Origin of the sequence: Bifidobacterium sp. B4081 (assembly GCF_026537335.1) — a bacterium.
Classification (GTDB): Bacteria; Actinomycetota; Actinomycetes; order Actinomycetales; family Bifidobacteriaceae; genus Bombiscardovia.
The window spans coordinates 726,515-741,495 of the sequence record NZ_JAFNMM010000001.1; the positions used below are offsets into that span (position 1 = coordinate 726,515).

A 14,981-nucleotide genomic window follows, 5' to 3' on the forward strand; every position below is an offset into this window, starting at 1 on the left:
CGAAAGGAAAAAAGACATGACAGAAGAATCGCGTACCAAAGCCGAGGATTTGGAACTGCAAGAGGAGGCCTCGCTGACCTCGGGATCCGACTCCTGGCACCTGCAGGGACTGACCGACAAGGGCTATGAAGGCTATATGATCACCGACGGTCCCTATGGCCTGCGCAAGGCCACTGGCTCCGACGTCTACGGATCGGTCCCGGCCACCTGCTTCCCCCCGACAGCGGGACTGGCCTCCTCCTGGAACCCTGATCTGACCTACCAGGTGGGCCAGGCCATGGGCGAGGAGTGCGTCCAGGAGAAGGTGGCCGTAATCCTGGGACCCGGTATCAATATCAAGCGCAGCCCGCTGGGCGGTCGTAATTTCGAGTTTTACTCGGAGGATCCTGTGCTGGCCGGGCATGAAGCCGCAGGTTTGGTCGAAGGGGTCCAGTCCAAGGGGGTGGGAACCTCTCTGAAGCACTTTGCAGCCAACAACCAGGAAACAGACCGGCTCAGGGTCAGCTCTGACGTGGACATGCGCACCCTGCGCGAGATCTATCTGCCGGCCTTCGAATATGTGGTCAGGAATGCCAAGCCATGGACCATCATGTGCGCCTACAACAAGCTCAACGGGGTCTTCAGCTCAGAGAACCGCTGGCTGCTGACGGACGTTCTGCGCGGTGAGTGGGGCTACCAGGGCATGGTCATGTCCGACTGGGGTGCCGTCCACAACAGGGTCAATGCCTTGCAGGCCGGGCTCAACCTGGAGATGCCGCCTTCCCGCACTGACGACCAGGTAGTCCAGGCCGTACAGGTTGGCAAGCTGGACAAGGAACAGCTGGACCGCATGGCCCAGGGGGTCCTGGACCTGATCGAAAAGGCCCGTCCGGCCATGTCCCGACAGGATTATCGCTACGACGTCCAGGAACACAACAACATGGCTCGTCGAGCGGCCCAGGAGTCCATCGTCCTCTTGCGTAACGAGGACCGGATCCTGCCCCTTGACCCGAAGGAGAAGATCGCCGTCATCGGTGAGTTCGCCCGGACTCCGCGCTACCAGGGCGGAGGCTCCTCGCACATCACACCCACCGAGGTCTCCTCGGTCCTGGGTGGCTTCAAAGAGGCTGGCATAAATGTGGACTTTGCTCCCGGGTTCACGTTGGACGAGAAGGAACAGGATCCTGCTCTGACCCAGCAGGCGCTTGAGGTAGCGCGCGGAGCCGACACCGTGGTGCTCTTCCTGGGATTGCCTGAATACGCCGAGTCCGAGGGCTTCGACCGCACCAGTATGGATCTTCCCGACAAGCAAGTGGCTCTGCTCAGGGCCGTGTCCGAGGTCAACGACCGGGTGGTTGCCGTCCTTTCCAACGGAGCAGTGGTGACGGTTGCCGATTGGATGGACAATACCAAGGGTCTGCTGGAGACCTGGTTGCTGGGCCAGGAGGGCGGACGCGCCGTGGTGGATGTGCTGACCGGTGCCGCTAACCCCTCGGGTCATCTGCCTGAAACCATTCCGGTCCGGCTGGAGGACAACCCCACCATTACCTCCTTCCCTGGCGAGGAGGGTCACTCCCGCTATGGCGAGGGCGTCTACGTGGGGTACCGCTACTACGACACTTTCCAGCGACCGGTGGCCTTCCCCTTCGGATTCGGGCTGTCCTATGCCGACTTTGCACTTAAACAGATTGCGGTGACCAAGACCGGAGCCAACTCGGCTCGGGTGGAGGTGACCGTGACCAACACCTCGCAGGCGGATGGCGCTCAGACCGTGCAGGTCTATGTGGCCCCCTGCTCCAGCCGGGTGAATCGGCCCAGCCATGAGCTCAAGGCCTTCACCAAGGTCTTCCTGAAAGCCGGACAGTCCAGCCGAGTGAGCATGGACCTGACGGAGCGCGACTTCGCCTACTGGTCAACGGTCATGGATGGCTGGCATGTGGAGGCGGGCACTTACCGCATCCAAGTGGGCACCTCCAGTCGCGATCTGGTTACGGAGCAGGACCTGCAGGTGGATGGCGACGGCCGCTTTATTCCGTTGAACGCTGAATCGACCATGGCGGAGTGGCGCGAGAATTCGATCGGCGGGCCCATCCTGCGCGATCGTATCGAGCAGGATGGCATACCTCTGCCCGACGATCCCAATACGGCCCAGCTCTTTGACACCATGCCTCTAGCCTCGGTGATCACCCTGTCGGGTGGCGATGGCAATGGCATCGTGGCCGATATGGTCGACCGGTATCACCAGGCCCTCAAGCAGCAGGGCCTGGAATCCTGATACCGAGGTCGGCTGGGCTCAGGGTGCTAGGAACCAGACGGCTACGTTCATGGCCTGACTGGGGTCGAAGTGCTCCAGCAGGACCATGGCGTTGACCAAGGTCAGGACCAGGCCAGCCAGGCAGGCCAGTGCCAGCAGGCTCATGACGGCCGCTTCCGCTGCGGGGCGGCCGTCTTCATATGTCGAGGATGCGGCGGCCATGACCACAACGGCGACCAGGCAGACCAACCAGGCGAAATCAATGGTGTAGCGCACCGAAAATCCACCCAGATAGGAGTCTGCAGCCATGACCAGGGCTGCCAGAGCCAGGGCCAAGACCAAGGCGGGCATCCATCCCCGACGCTGTAGCTCTTTTCGCACCCGGGGCAGAGCAAGAAGAGCAAGGGCCAGTGCGAGTGACGGGGTGGTGACCAGGAGCCCGCCCAGGCCAGGCTCGGTGAAGTGCCAGACCCGCATGGGAGCGGGGGAGAATTGCAAGTAGGGGAAGACCGGCAGGGTGGTCAAAGGTTGCAGCAGGTAGTAGCTAAAGATCTGAAGCAGGCCCTGGATGCCGGGATGGTAGTTGGTCAGGTCCAGGACGGTCATCTGATACCGGTTGCCGAAATCCAGCAGTGACCCGAAGCGCCAACGGTTGTACCAGAGCAGAGGGGCGGCGACCAGGAGGACCGGCAAGAGGCAGCAGGCCAGCAGGGACAGTGCCCGCCTCCGGGACATGCCAGCCGGATGGCGTCCACGCGTGAACAGGGCCTTGACGACTGCCCTTATCTCCTTGACAAACAGGGGCAGCGCCAGCAGGCCGGCAGCGAGGAAGGTGGGCCGACAGCCCAGGGTGGCGGCCACTGACAGCGATCCCAGAAAGAGCCGAGATTTGGACAGATGCCAGGGTTGGTCCCCGTCCTCCACGGTCCACATTCGTGTTGATCCACGACCCGAACGCTCACCGGCGTTTGCAGCCTGTCGCTGAACCCGTCTGGCCCCCATCCAGAGCCAGAGTCCGGTCATGACCGCCAGCAGGGAGGCATCGAAAGGGATCGTATAGAAGTTGCGGCGGCACCAGAGGTAGACCATGCCGGATCCTCCCAGCATGGTTATAAGGGCCATGCCGACCACGGCCAGGTTGACTCGTGGGAACCAGCGGGCCAGCAGGCGGATGGTAGCTAGGGCCGTCATGACGGTGGCCGTCGCGACCAGCAGGGCCGCAGCCGAACTGGTAGGCAGGGCATAGCCGCTCGGATGCACCAGGCTGGTTATCACTCGGTAGGGCAGGAAGAGCAGCATCACCGGCAGGACACCGAAGTAGGAATACCAGTGGCCGCCCCGGTAGACGTAGTCCCAATATATGGGTTGTTGGTCCTGGGCCAGCAGCGCGTTACGGGTGGCTATGTCGAAGGGGTTGGCTGCCTTGGCCAGACCCGGCGCTTGGCCAAGATCCAGCCAGGGGCGTCCATGCAGAAGGGCCTGGGCTACGTGGTCGTACTGGTTGAAGTCGTATACGTAGGCGTTCGGCTGGTGATAGGCCATGGGAGTGAAGGTGGACAGATCGTGCTGGATGTTCCAGCAGGACCAGGCTGCCAGCGGAGCCAGAATCAGGGCCAGGACCAGACGTTGGCTCACCGAGCCTGTATCCAACCGGGTCCGCCAGAGGATCGAGCCGGGCAGGTAGCCCAGGATCAGTGCCGCCAGACAGGTCAGCAGCAGTATCCGCGCCAAGTTGAAGTCCAGGGGGACCACCTTGGCTGGGGTCACTCCTGTCAGTTCCAGTCGGGAACCGATGGGTTCCTGTATCCACAGGCGCATGGCCTGGATCCGGGTGCCGCTGGGTTTTCCGCGGACGCGCAGGTAGTGGCTACGGGCCTGACCGGGGCAGATCAGCCCTCGGGTGCCCTGGATCCATCCCTTGCCGCCGGCCGGGCGCAGGTCCAGACGTACATGGATCTGCGACAGGAATGAACCCTCGACATCCTCTGCCAGATGGGCCTGAACAAAGGATGCCTGTCCATCGGCATCAGGGACATCTACCCAGGCGCCAGCCGGATCGGTGACTTTCAATCCCCCGCCTGGCAGAGGGGACAGCCCTGGTCCCAGCCGACCTAGTGGGGAGTGGGGATCGGCCGTAGTCTGTGCCGGAGAGTTTGATGTGGAGCCCATCAGCGACTGCCAATGGGCCAGATTGAATACTCCCAGTTCGAGGATGAGTACCGCAGCAAGCGCTACCAGCAGGCGAATGGTCGTGCCCCTAGCCGGGGTGGGTCGTCGCAGGGCTGGCAGAGTCATCACGGTTTTATTCTAACGGCGACATGTCTGGCTGGATTGGGACAATCAAAGGTATGTCCAAGAACGCGAAGAAGTCCCGGGGTTTCGGTGATCTGTCCGGCCTGGGCCGTTCCATTCTTTCCGCACTGGAGGGATTGGTGGGCTCCTCTCGGCCGACCAGAGGGGGTCGTGGGGATCATCCCCTGGATTCTTCGGTGGCCGACATGGTCGATCTAATCAACCGGACGGGAGGCCATCCGGATGATCGGCAGATGCGCGAATTCCTGGCTTCTCACAGCCGTATTCTGGGTATCGCTGTCAAGCGTCGGCTCTTTCCCCGTCTGCAGGGCGTGCCCGAGGGACTGACGCTGGGCTGGGTTCAGTGGCCCGATGCCCCGGGCCGGGGCTTCGCGTTGGGGATCTTCACCGATCACCGTCACTTTGCCCAGATCGCTCTGGCCGACGACCATGGCCGGGTCTTCATTGGCGAGCAGAGCCGGATGGACCTGCAGAATATGGAGCCTGCTTTCTTGCTGGGTCGTGAGGAGGAGGTGACCCTGGCCGACGGTCGTCGGTTGGGCCGCGATCCGGGTCAGGATTCGGGCCCGGTCCATGCCCTGCAGGGTGCCGTAGCAGGCCGTGATGATGCCGGCCACATGCGTTGGCTGGCCTCCTGGCTGCGAGCCGATGGTCGCTATTGCCTGGAGCAGCTGCGTCCCCTCCTGCCTCCTGAGATGCGCCTGGACCTGGAGTATCGGGATGCTGTGGCCATCGCCTTCTTCGCCGCCTACCTGCTGCCGCGCATTCAGGGAACCTTCACCGGGTTCGGCTCGGGCAACATCTTCTACCGGCTCAATCGGGAGGCGCCCATGGGAGCCATCCGACGCAGCGTGGGCGACATGATCCAGGCACGCTCCCACGGACAGCGGGTCTCTGGCCTGGAGGATCTGTTCGCCGACCTGATGCGTGAGGCCGGTGCTCTATCGCCCGTCTCAGGCCTTGAGGCCGTTCATGGGGCGGAGCCCCTGCATCTGTATGCTTCCTCCTACTCCGGCGCCTACTTCCTGAGCTGGGACAACGGACTGGAGTTCACTGCCGCGCTTGCGGCCCTGCGTATCGAGGGCAACCTCAACAGATTCGCCGCAGTCAGCGCCTGGCTGGAGCGCAATGCCCGTCTGGGAACGCTGCCCACCGAGGACTCGATCAATCGCGTCCAGGCAACGCGGCTGGACCAGGCACTTTTGGAGGATCCTGCCATTGTCGCCCTGCTGCGCCCGGGAGACTATCCGATTCGCTTCGATCCCCTGGAGGATGACGGCCGAACTGCTATCAATGCCATGGTTGACAAGGCCGCAGCCACTGCTGTCATGGTCCGTCAACAGGCTCCCCAGGCGCTGCCCGTGCGAGCGGACGGCCAGGGCCAGGAGCCGGTGCGATCCGAGTGGGTCTACCGGCAGACGATGGCCATGCTGATACGATCCCTTCGGTTGCCTTTCCGCTTCGACGTGGAGTTCAGGTCCAATCTTGCCCAGGGACAGGTGGCTCTGGCCTTCACTGCGGCAGGGCGTACCATGATGCCCTCCAGCCGCTATGAGGACCAGTCGCGGGCCTGGCGGGACCTGGACGAGGGCGAGCGTTCCGCCATGAGCGCCGACTACAACCTGCGCGTCGGGCTGATGATGGCCGCACTGGCCTTCGGGGCGGATCCGTCCGTGCGCGAGGTCAGCCTGCAAATTGACTCCATCGGTCTGGAAGAGGCTGTCGACCAGCAGAACTCGGCCATCAGGACCATGATGGGACAGGCCTTGGAGGCCTTTGAGCGCATGCGTTCAGGCGAGGTGGCCCCTACAGGGTCCAAGGCTGATCCCAAGGATGGTGACGTGCACGGCGATCCCACCAAGCCCATTGCCTCCCGAATGGCTCCTGAACAACAACAGGAAGACGGGGAGGACAAGGTCGAGGATCAGGGTGAAAAGGAATCCGTGGACCGCGAGTTCAAGGATCTCATGCAGGGCGTGGACCTTGACTCTGCCGCCTTTGCGCCGCCGTCGTCGACCAACGAGGATGCATCGAAGGAGGATGTCTCGAATGAAGATGCCTCCGCAGATCAGACTGAGGATGACGCATCCCAGAATCCGCTCAGCGCCCTGCAGAGCAATCCGACCATCCGCACCCTGGTCTCGGTGGTCTTCAGCAGGGAACTCTTCCTCTCCCGCATCCGTTCACAGGGGCTGAAGGATCCACGTGCCATCTACCGTTTCTTCGACGCGGCCATGCAGGTGGATCCCCAGGGCGGACTCAAGCCCACCGAGGCTGTCTTCGACATGCACGATGACCGCTTCAGCCCCCATGGCAGCCAGGAGGAGCCCGAGTTTTCCGAGGTGGCCTTTGCCGACAAGTCTGCCAAGGCCCTGGGCGCACATAAGGCCGTCGATCTGTCCATCCAGCGTGCCGACCTGCTGCAGAGGGCTGTAGGCGGTTTCCACCAGCTGGCCTCGGATCGGACCATGACATCGGCGGCCAAGGCCCAGGCGGCTACGGGCATCATCCAGAGCATCGGTGACCCGGAGCTGGAACAGCTGGCCCCTCAGGTTGCCAGCGCCATGATCGACGGCACCCCTGTTCCCGACTTCGACTTCTCACTGTCCTTACAGCTGGACAAGGAGCGCGTCAAAGCCCGCGACCTGCTCTTCTCCGGCGGCGCAGCCCAGGGCATACAGGTTGAGCAGGATGCCATCGCCCATATGGATGCCGTCTTTGCAGCCGAGGGCCAGGTGCCTCGCTACTTCAATTCATACGCCGAACGGGTGGTCTATAATCGCCTTTTCGCCACACCGGGGGAGCGGACCCTGCTCATTCCTGACAACCTCTTCTATGCCCACCTGGAGATAGCCGACCTGCTGGCCCAGCTTAAAAAGGACCAGGCGGCCCTCAAGCATCTGAACGCCATGGTGGCCTATGCGCCTGCCTACCCGCTCTCTCACCTGAAGCTGGCGGTCATGCTGGCCAACCGTGAGGACTGGGATTCGGCCCGGGCTGCCACACTGAACGCTCTGCGGGTGGCTCTGGACCGGGACGATGCCTCCTTCGCCTACTACCGTCTGGCCTATGCCTCATGGATGCGCGACGAGTTCGATGTGGCTGCGGCGGCCTATCTGATGAGCGAGCATATCAGTCCCGACCGGATACCAGCCCTCAAGACCGAGCTGGCCGAGCTGCAGGCCAGGGCCCGCTCCCAGTGCGTGGTTCTGCCCGAAGACCACAGGCAGGCACGCCGAGTGCTGGCTGAACACGGCCTGCCGGTCTGGCCTCACACCGAGGTGGCTTCGATAGTGCGTCAGGCCGCGCGCATCTGTGTGGACGGCTGGCTCTTCGTCCCGGCCCGGACACTGTCAATGGCGGCCGCCAGGATGAACGACGACGATAATGAAGGTGTTGATGTGGTACAGGCACAGTTCATGAGGTCGCTCAATGCATGACAAAACAGCTCAGGAAGATATTCAGCAAACCGGTGATGCGGGTGGGGATGCCGAGTCCAGGCCCAGGCCGGGCACTGACCGATGGATAGCATCCCTCCAGCCCGACGATGCTGATGCCATGCGACTGGGGGAGCTGGACCTCGACTCCTTGGGAGCCCAGCAGGCCCAGCGTCTCTGGTCCAGGCTGGCCGCCTGGGTGGAGTCCGACCAGGTCGCCTACTACATAGACGACGCGCCGGTCTCCTCCGACGCGGCATATGACGCCAGGATGCGCTGCCTGCAGGAGCTGGAGTCCCGCTTCCCCAGCCTGGATACCCCCCAGTCGCCAACGCACCGGGTCGGAGGGACCTTCTCCAACGACTTCGCCTCCGTCCGTCACCCCTCCCAGATGCTCAGTCTGGATGACGTCTTCAGCGTCGCCGAGCTGCGCCAGTGGTATGACGGGCTGCGCAGCGAGCTCGACTGGCCGCAGGACAAGGCCCTGCCCATGACCAGCGAGGTCAAGATCGACGGCCTGGCCCTCAACCTCCTCTACCGCAACGGGGTCCTGGAGCAGGGCCTGACCAGGGGGGACGGGGTGACCGGTGAGGACATTACCCTCAACGTCAGGACCATTTCGAGCATTCCGCAGAACCTGTCCGGGCCGGCCCGCGACATCCCCGAATTCGTGGAGGTCCGCGGCGAGGTCTTCATGCGGTTCGACGACTTCAACGCCTTGAACGAGCAACAGGAGCAGGAGGGCAAGGCGCCCTTCGCCAACCCCCGCAACGCCGCCGCCGGATCCCTGAGGCAGAAGGATCCGCGCATCACTGCCAGCCGCCGTCTGAGCTTCTACGCCCATGGCCTTGGCTCTCTGAGGTGGGGGCCAGCCCATCCCAAGGGGACTCATGACGAGGTCATCGACCAGTCCCAGGCCTACGACCTCTATAGGCAGTGGGGGATTCCGGTCTCCCCCCACAACCGGGTCGTCACGTCCTTCGACCAGATCCTGGACATGATCGACTATTACGGCCAGCACCGCAACGACATCGAGCACGCCTTGGACGGCATCGTGGTCAAGCTGCAGGACCGGGATCTTCAGCGCAGGCTGGGCGCCACCTCCCGTGCCCCCCGCTGGGCCGTGGCCTACAAGTACCCTCCGGAGGAGGTCAATACCCGGCTTCTGGACATCACCGTCCAGGTGGGCCGAACCGGGCGGATTACCCCGGTGGCGGTTCTCACCCCGGTCACCGTGGCCGGCTCCACGGTCTCCAGGACCACCCTCCACAACGCTTCCGAGGTCAAACGCAAGGGCATTCTGATCGGGGACACGGTCGTGGTCCGCAAGGCGGGCGATGTGATTCCCGAGCTGGTCGGACCGGTCGTCGAGGCTAGGAAGGGGCGCGAGAAGGACCTGAGACCCTTCGTCATGCCCGAGATCTGCCCCAGCTGTGGCGCCCGTCTGGCTCCGGCCAAGGAGGGCGATGTGGACATCCGCTGCCCCAATGTGGAGTCCTGCCCGGCCCAGCTGACCGAGCGGATCATCCACATGGCTTCGCGCAAAGCCCTGGATATCGAACATCTGGGGGAGCAGAGCGCCATAGCCTTGACCAATCCCGATGAAAACCGGCCCGATTCCGTTGAGGTCTATGCTCCTGGCCTGCGTGAGGTTCTGGTTGACCAAGGCGGCCAGGCAGCCCCCTACCAGCCGGATCCGGATCTGAAGCTTCCGCCTCGGCAGGATCCTGTCCTGACCAGCGAGGCAGGCCTCTTCGACCTGAAGGCGGAGGATCTGCGCCAGGTTTATGTCTGGCGCGAGGTCCCCCTGATGGAGCAGGCGGAAGTCGAAGGTCGGCAGGGACGAGCTGCGATCAAGCGCCGGACTGGCGGCAGCGGCCTGTGGTACCGTGTGCCTGCCTTCTACAACCTGCCCAAGGGCGATCAGGCAGGCCACGGCGAACGGGCCATGAACAGCCATGAGACCCAGGCTCAGGAGGCTGCACTGGGCAGTGCTGATGCCCTACCCTCCAGGAACACCCTGCAGATGCTCGAAGAGATCGACAAGGCCAGGCATGCCGACCTGTGGAGGGTTCTGGTGGCCCTATCCATCCGGCACCTGGGACCGACCTCGGCCCGGGCCATAGCCACCCGCTTCCCGTCTCTCGAGGCGGTGGAGGAGGCCAGCGTGGAGGACTTGTCCGAGCTGGACGGCGTGGGCCCCGAGATCGCGCACTCCATCCACGACTGGTTCCAGGGCGCCCGACAACCCAACGACTGGCGCGGGCGCATCTTGGATTCCTGGCAGGCCGCCGGGGTGGGTGCTCACGTCGAACGCAGCACCAAGCCGCAGACCCTGAAAGGCATGACCGTGGTGGTCACCGGCAGCCTGGAGGACTTCTCCAGGGACTCTGCCAAGGAGGCCATCGTGGAGCGCGGCGGCAAGGCCTCCGGATCCGTCAGTAAAAGGACCACCTATGTGGTTGTGGGTGCCAACCCGGGCTCCAAGGCCGACAAGGCTGAGAGTCTGGGCTTGCCGATCCTGGACGAGGCGGGCTTCCATCGCTTGCTTGATACCGGCGATCCCAACCCAGCACAAGGCTGATTGTGACATTCGCAATATCCGACCAGCCGCGCCCTGGCAGCGGATGGCTGGGCGCGATATGGTGACGGCATGGAACAAGCAGAGCATCGTAAGGAAGGGACCCGGAATCTAGAGGAGCTGCCTCGAAGAATCAAGGGGGAGGTCTATGAGCGGCTCAGTCGGGTCATCGATCCTGAACTGGGTCGATCCATCACTGATCTGGGCATGATCACCGACATCATTGTCGAGCCAGCCAGGGATGCCCAAGCCGACTACGAGGTGACCGTGCGGGTGGAGCTGACCATCAAGGGATGCCCGCTGTCGACCACTATTACCAACCAGATCAATGGAACCGTGACCTCATATCCGCGAGCCCGGCTGCGCCCGCATATCGATGTCTCCTCGATGAGCCGGGAGAAGCTGGACAACCTGGTAGCCGACCTCAAGGCGGCCCGGCGCAGCAACCCCTTTTCCAAGCCTGGCGTGGGCACCCGCATCTTTGCTATCGCCTCAGGCAAGGGCGGCGTGGGCAAGTCCTCGGTGACTGTCAATCTTGCTGCCACCTTGGCTGCCCTGGGCTATGACACGGCCGCCATTGACGCGGACATCTACGGATTCTCCCTGCCTGGGCTCTTCGGCGTGCGCAATCGGCCTACCAATCTGCATGGCATGTTGATGCCGGTCACCGCCTGGGGGGTCAAGCTGATCTCCATCGGCATGTTCGCCGGGTCGGACCGGGCCATCCTCTGGAGGGGTCCGCGCCTGCAGCGCTCGCTGGAACAGTTCCTCTCTGATGTCTGGTGGGGCGACCCCGATGTGCTTCTGCTGGATCTGGCCCCAGGCACCGGAGACATGGCCCTGTCCGTGGCCCAGGCCCTGCCCAACAGCCGGCTGATCGTGGTCACCACCCCCCAGCCATCGGCCTCGCAGGTGGCTGTTCGCTCAGGTCTGGTGGCCCTGCAGCTGCCCACTAAAGTCCAGGGTGTGATCGAAAACATGTCCTGGTACGAGCACAATGGCGAACGGCTTCGCATCTTCGGTCAGGGAGGCGGCCAGCGTGTGGCCGACCAGCTGACCCGTGACCTGGGATATCAGGTGCCCCTGCTGGAGCAGCTGCCCCTGCAGACCGACCTGCGCGAGTCTGGAGAGTCCGGTCGACCGGCTGTACTCAGACCGGATGGATCCCTGGATGACTCTCCGCTGACCAAACGGTTTGTGGGCCTGGCCAAGACCTTGATGGCGGGTTCGGAGCCTGGCGATGCCCGTCGGGCTGCCGGCGAAGACTGACTTTGAATGAGGACTGGCAACTGCGGATCTGCCTTCTTGGGCGCCTTTCGAATCTGCCCCTTTCGAAGTTTTGCCCGGCGTCGTGCCTTGCCTGAGATTAGATGGCGGCCGGGCTCTTCTGGCTGGTGATCTGCCGCGATGGGATGGCCAGGAACCAGGGCACTGCCAGCACCACCAGGCCAATGGCACACATGGCCAGGAAGGGGATGACCTCATGTCCGGCCAGGATGTAGGAGGCGAACATGGGTCCTACGATGTAGCCCAGGGAGGCAGCTGTGTTGAGCAGGCCGAACATGCGTCCGCTAAATGATGGCCCGGCCAGCTCGGCGGCCACCACCGGCTGGGAGATGCCCATCATGACCTCGCCCAGTCCGAAAATGGTGATGCCTAGGGAGGCTATGCTCAGGGCGCCGGGGGTGGAATCCAGGCGCAGGCCAAGGACGATGATCACCCAGGCCGCAGCCCAGAAGACCGGCACGGTGCGCAGCAGACGCACGTGGTTGGCGTTCTTGAGCCGGGGCAGCAGCACGATATTCATGATGACCACTGAGAAAGTGTTGACCACGTCCACCACTGAAAGGGACCAGCGGGGGATGTGCGGATCCGAAATCAGGGTGGTGACCAGACCGGCGTCAAACTGAGAGTAGCCGAAAAGGTCCATGAAGAAGGTGCCTAGGGTCAGCAGGGCCATCGAGGCCAGCACCCTGGTCAGTGAGCTGGTTCGCCCTCCGAAGGTGCCGTTGATGGCCATGCTTTCTTTGTTGTCCGACTGCTTAGCCTGCAGAGCGCCCGTGGCCCCTGCGGATTCCTGGACGGCCTCCCGCTCTGCCTTGGCCTTGAGTTCAGCCGTCAGCCGACGCAGCCGCCAGTGGCGTTCGATGACCAGCAGGGACAGGCTGAGCAGGACGAATCCCAGAGCCCTGCCGCCGAAGCCAGTGCGGTAAAGGAAGTCCTGGCCGCCGGCGGCCAGCAGTCCGCCCACGGCCGCTCCAAGGCCGATGCCCAGGTTGAGCTCGGCCTGGTTCATTCCGTAGACGATCCGGTGTTGCTCCCGGGTGGAGATCTGCGTCAGAATGCTTGCCCAGGAGGTCTGCATACCCATCCCCAGGCCCGAGACGAAGGCTCCCGCCACTGCTGCCCGGTAGTCGTGGGCCACGGTGAAGATCAGGGGGCCGATGACCGAAAAGATCATGGCCGTATGCATGGCCAGCCAGGAGGAGCGGCGATCAGAGACCCATCCGATAATGGGATTGGAAATAAGGGATCCCACCGAGCTGATAGTTACCAGGAGGGCGGCCTCGCTCATGGTGGCGCCCAGGGAATGGGTGGCAAAGAGCAACTCGATGGGCATGACCAGGCCGATGCCGAAGTTGCACATGAGGTCCACGATGAGCATGGCTCGCAGGTATACGGGCAACTCCATGAACTCACGCAGCCAGCGCATCGGTCTACACCTCCATCGGATCCGTTTTTCATACCTGCCTTTCATTCTGGCCTGACCGCTGCCGGAAGGCCGTAGCTGGCGTGTTGCCATCAATTGGCGGATGCCGATGGTCGTGATAATACAAAGAGGCCTGACCCTTCAGCAGGAAGGATCAGGCCCTATGCGACCTGGCTGGTCAGCCAGCCTTAGTCGGCATCAGAACTCAAATGTGGAAGTAGAGCTCGTACTCCAGGGGGGTGGGGGCCAGACGGGTCTGGTCCAACTCGCCGCGCTTCAAGTCCAGCCAGATCTGGATCAGGTCGTCGGTGAAGACATCGCCCTCGCTGAGGAAGTCATGGTCCTCCTCCAAGGCATTCAGTGCCTCCTCCAGGGAGCCGGGCACCTGCTTGATCTGGGCGTGCTCCTCCGGAGGCAGCTCATAGAGGTCCTTGTCGATCGGGGCCGGAGGCTCGGTGTGGTTGAGGATGCCGTCCAGTCCTGCCATCAGCTGGGCCGAGAAGGCCAGGAAGGGGTTGCAGGAGGGGTCGGGGGCGCGGAACTCGATCCGCTTGGCAGCCGGCGAGGTGCCGGCCAGAGGGATGCGGATGGCCGCCGAACGGTTCCGCGCCGAGTAGACCAGGTTGACCGGGGCCTCGTAGCCGGGCACCAGCCGCTTGTAGGAGTTGGTGGAGGGGTTGGTGAAGGCCAGAACGGACGAGGCATGCTCAATCAGGCCGCCCACGTACCAGCGGGCGATGTCGGAGAGTCCGCCATAGCCATTCTCGTCATAGAAGAGGGGCTTGCCATCCTTCCAGAGGGACTGATGGCAGTGCATGCCAGTCCCGTTGTCACCGGCGATGGGCTTAGGCATGAAGGTGGCCGCCTTGCCGGCCAGGGCAGCGGTTTCGTGAACCACGTACTTGTACTTCATCAGGTCGTCGCCAGCGTGCAGCAGGGTGTTGAAGCGATAGTTGATCTCCTGCTGGCCGGCGCCGCCCACCTCGTGATGGGAGCGCTCCAGGATCAGGCCTACCTTCTGCAGGTTGGCCACCATGTCGTCGCGCAGATCCTGGTAGTGATCGATGGGCGGCACGGGGAAGTAGCCCCTCTTGACCCGGTTCTTGAAACCGATGTTGTCGGAGCCGTCTTCCTCGACATCCACGCCCGAGTTCCAAGGGGCCTCGATGGAGTCGACCTCGTAGAAGGAGCGCTGCATGCTGTTCTCGAAGCGGACCTTGTCGAAGATGAAGAACTCAGCCTCAGGAGCAAAGGATGCCGTGTCGGCGATGCCGGTGGAGCGAAGATAGGCCTCAGCCTTGGAGGCGATCTGCCGGGGGTCGCGCGAGTATGGTTCGTCGGTCACCGGGTCCACGATGGAGAATGCCACGTTCAAAGTGCGGTGGCGGCGGAATGGATCCAGATAGGCTGTTTCAGGGTCTGGAATCAGCTTCATATCGGATTCGTTGATGGCTTGGAATCCTTGGACGGAGGAGCCGTCGAAGGCCATGCCGTCAGTGAAAGCGTCTTTCAGGAATTCACTGGCGGGCACGGTGAAGTGCTGTTGTACCCCGATCAGGTCCGTGAACCTGACTGAGACGTATTCCACGCCCTCCTGGTTGATCAGAGCTTCGCAATCGGCCTTTGATTTCAGTTCTTTCACTGAACTGCTCCTTTCCTGAAAACCGTAACATCCAGTCTAGGGGACCGGTTTTTCTGCAATGCGCC

At 63.0% G+C, this 14,981-nt stretch carries 7 protein-coding genes; 4 read left to right on the forward strand and 3 right to left on the reverse strand.

The window, feature by feature from the left end:
• Positions 1-16 precede the first annotated feature (16 nt).
• Positions 17-2,254 (forward strand): glycoside hydrolase family 3 C-terminal domain-containing protein, encoded by a 2,238-nt coding sequence (locus J3T92_RS03265; protein WP_267399704.1) that lies wholly within the window; start codon positions 17-19, stop codon positions 2,252-2,254.
• Between the two features lie 18 nt (positions 2,255-2,272).
• Here the strand turns inward: J3T92_RS03265 and J3T92_RS03270 are convergent, their stop codons facing one another.
• Positions 2,273-4,531 (reverse strand): hypothetical protein, encoded by a 2,259-nt coding sequence (locus J3T92_RS03270; protein WP_267399705.1) that lies wholly within the window; start codon positions 4,529-4,531, stop codon positions 2,273-2,275.
• Positions 4,532-4,581: 50 nt separating this feature from the next.
• On the opposite strand from J3T92_RS03270, the gene J3T92_RS03275 reads away from it, so the two are divergent.
• The 3 genes from J3T92_RS03275 to J3T92_RS03285 all read left to right on the forward strand — a co-directional run bounded on the left by J3T92_RS03275 (position 4,582) and on the right by J3T92_RS03285 (position 11,833).
• Positions 4,582-7,986, forward strand: coding sequence for a tetratricopeptide repeat protein (locus tag J3T92_RS03275; RefSeq protein ID WP_267399706.1), 3,405 nt, complete (start codon positions 4,582-4,584; stop codon positions 7,984-7,986).
• A complete protein-coding gene (ligA, locus tag J3T92_RS03280; protein WP_267399707.1) occupies positions 7,979-10,567 on the forward strand; it encodes an NAD-dependent DNA ligase LigA in 2,589 nt (862 codons plus the stop codon). Before J3T92_RS03275 ends, ligA begins: the two co-directional genes overlap by 8 nt.
• 69 nt (positions 10,568-10,636) lie before the next feature.
• A complete protein-coding gene (locus tag J3T92_RS03285) occupies positions 10,637-11,833 on the forward strand; it encodes an Mrp/NBP35 family ATP-binding protein (RefSeq protein WP_267399708.1) in 1,197 nt (398 codons plus the stop codon).
• A gap of 97 nt (positions 11,834-11,930) precedes the next feature.
• Here J3T92_RS03285 and J3T92_RS03290 read toward each other — a convergent pair whose 3' ends face one another.
• Entirely contained in the window at positions 11,931-13,277 is a 1,347-nt protein-coding gene (locus J3T92_RS03290) for an MFS transporter (protein ID WP_267399709.1), read from the reverse strand.
• 202 nt (positions 13,278-13,479) lie between these two features.
• Positions 13,480-14,916 carry a type I glutamate--ammonia ligase gene (gene glnA / locus J3T92_RS03295; protein WP_267399710.1) on the reverse strand — a complete coding sequence of 479 codons (1,437 nt, stop codon included), beginning with the start codon at positions 14,914-14,916 and terminating at the stop codon, positions 13,480-13,482.
• Between the last annotated feature and the right edge of the window lie 65 nt (positions 14,917-14,981).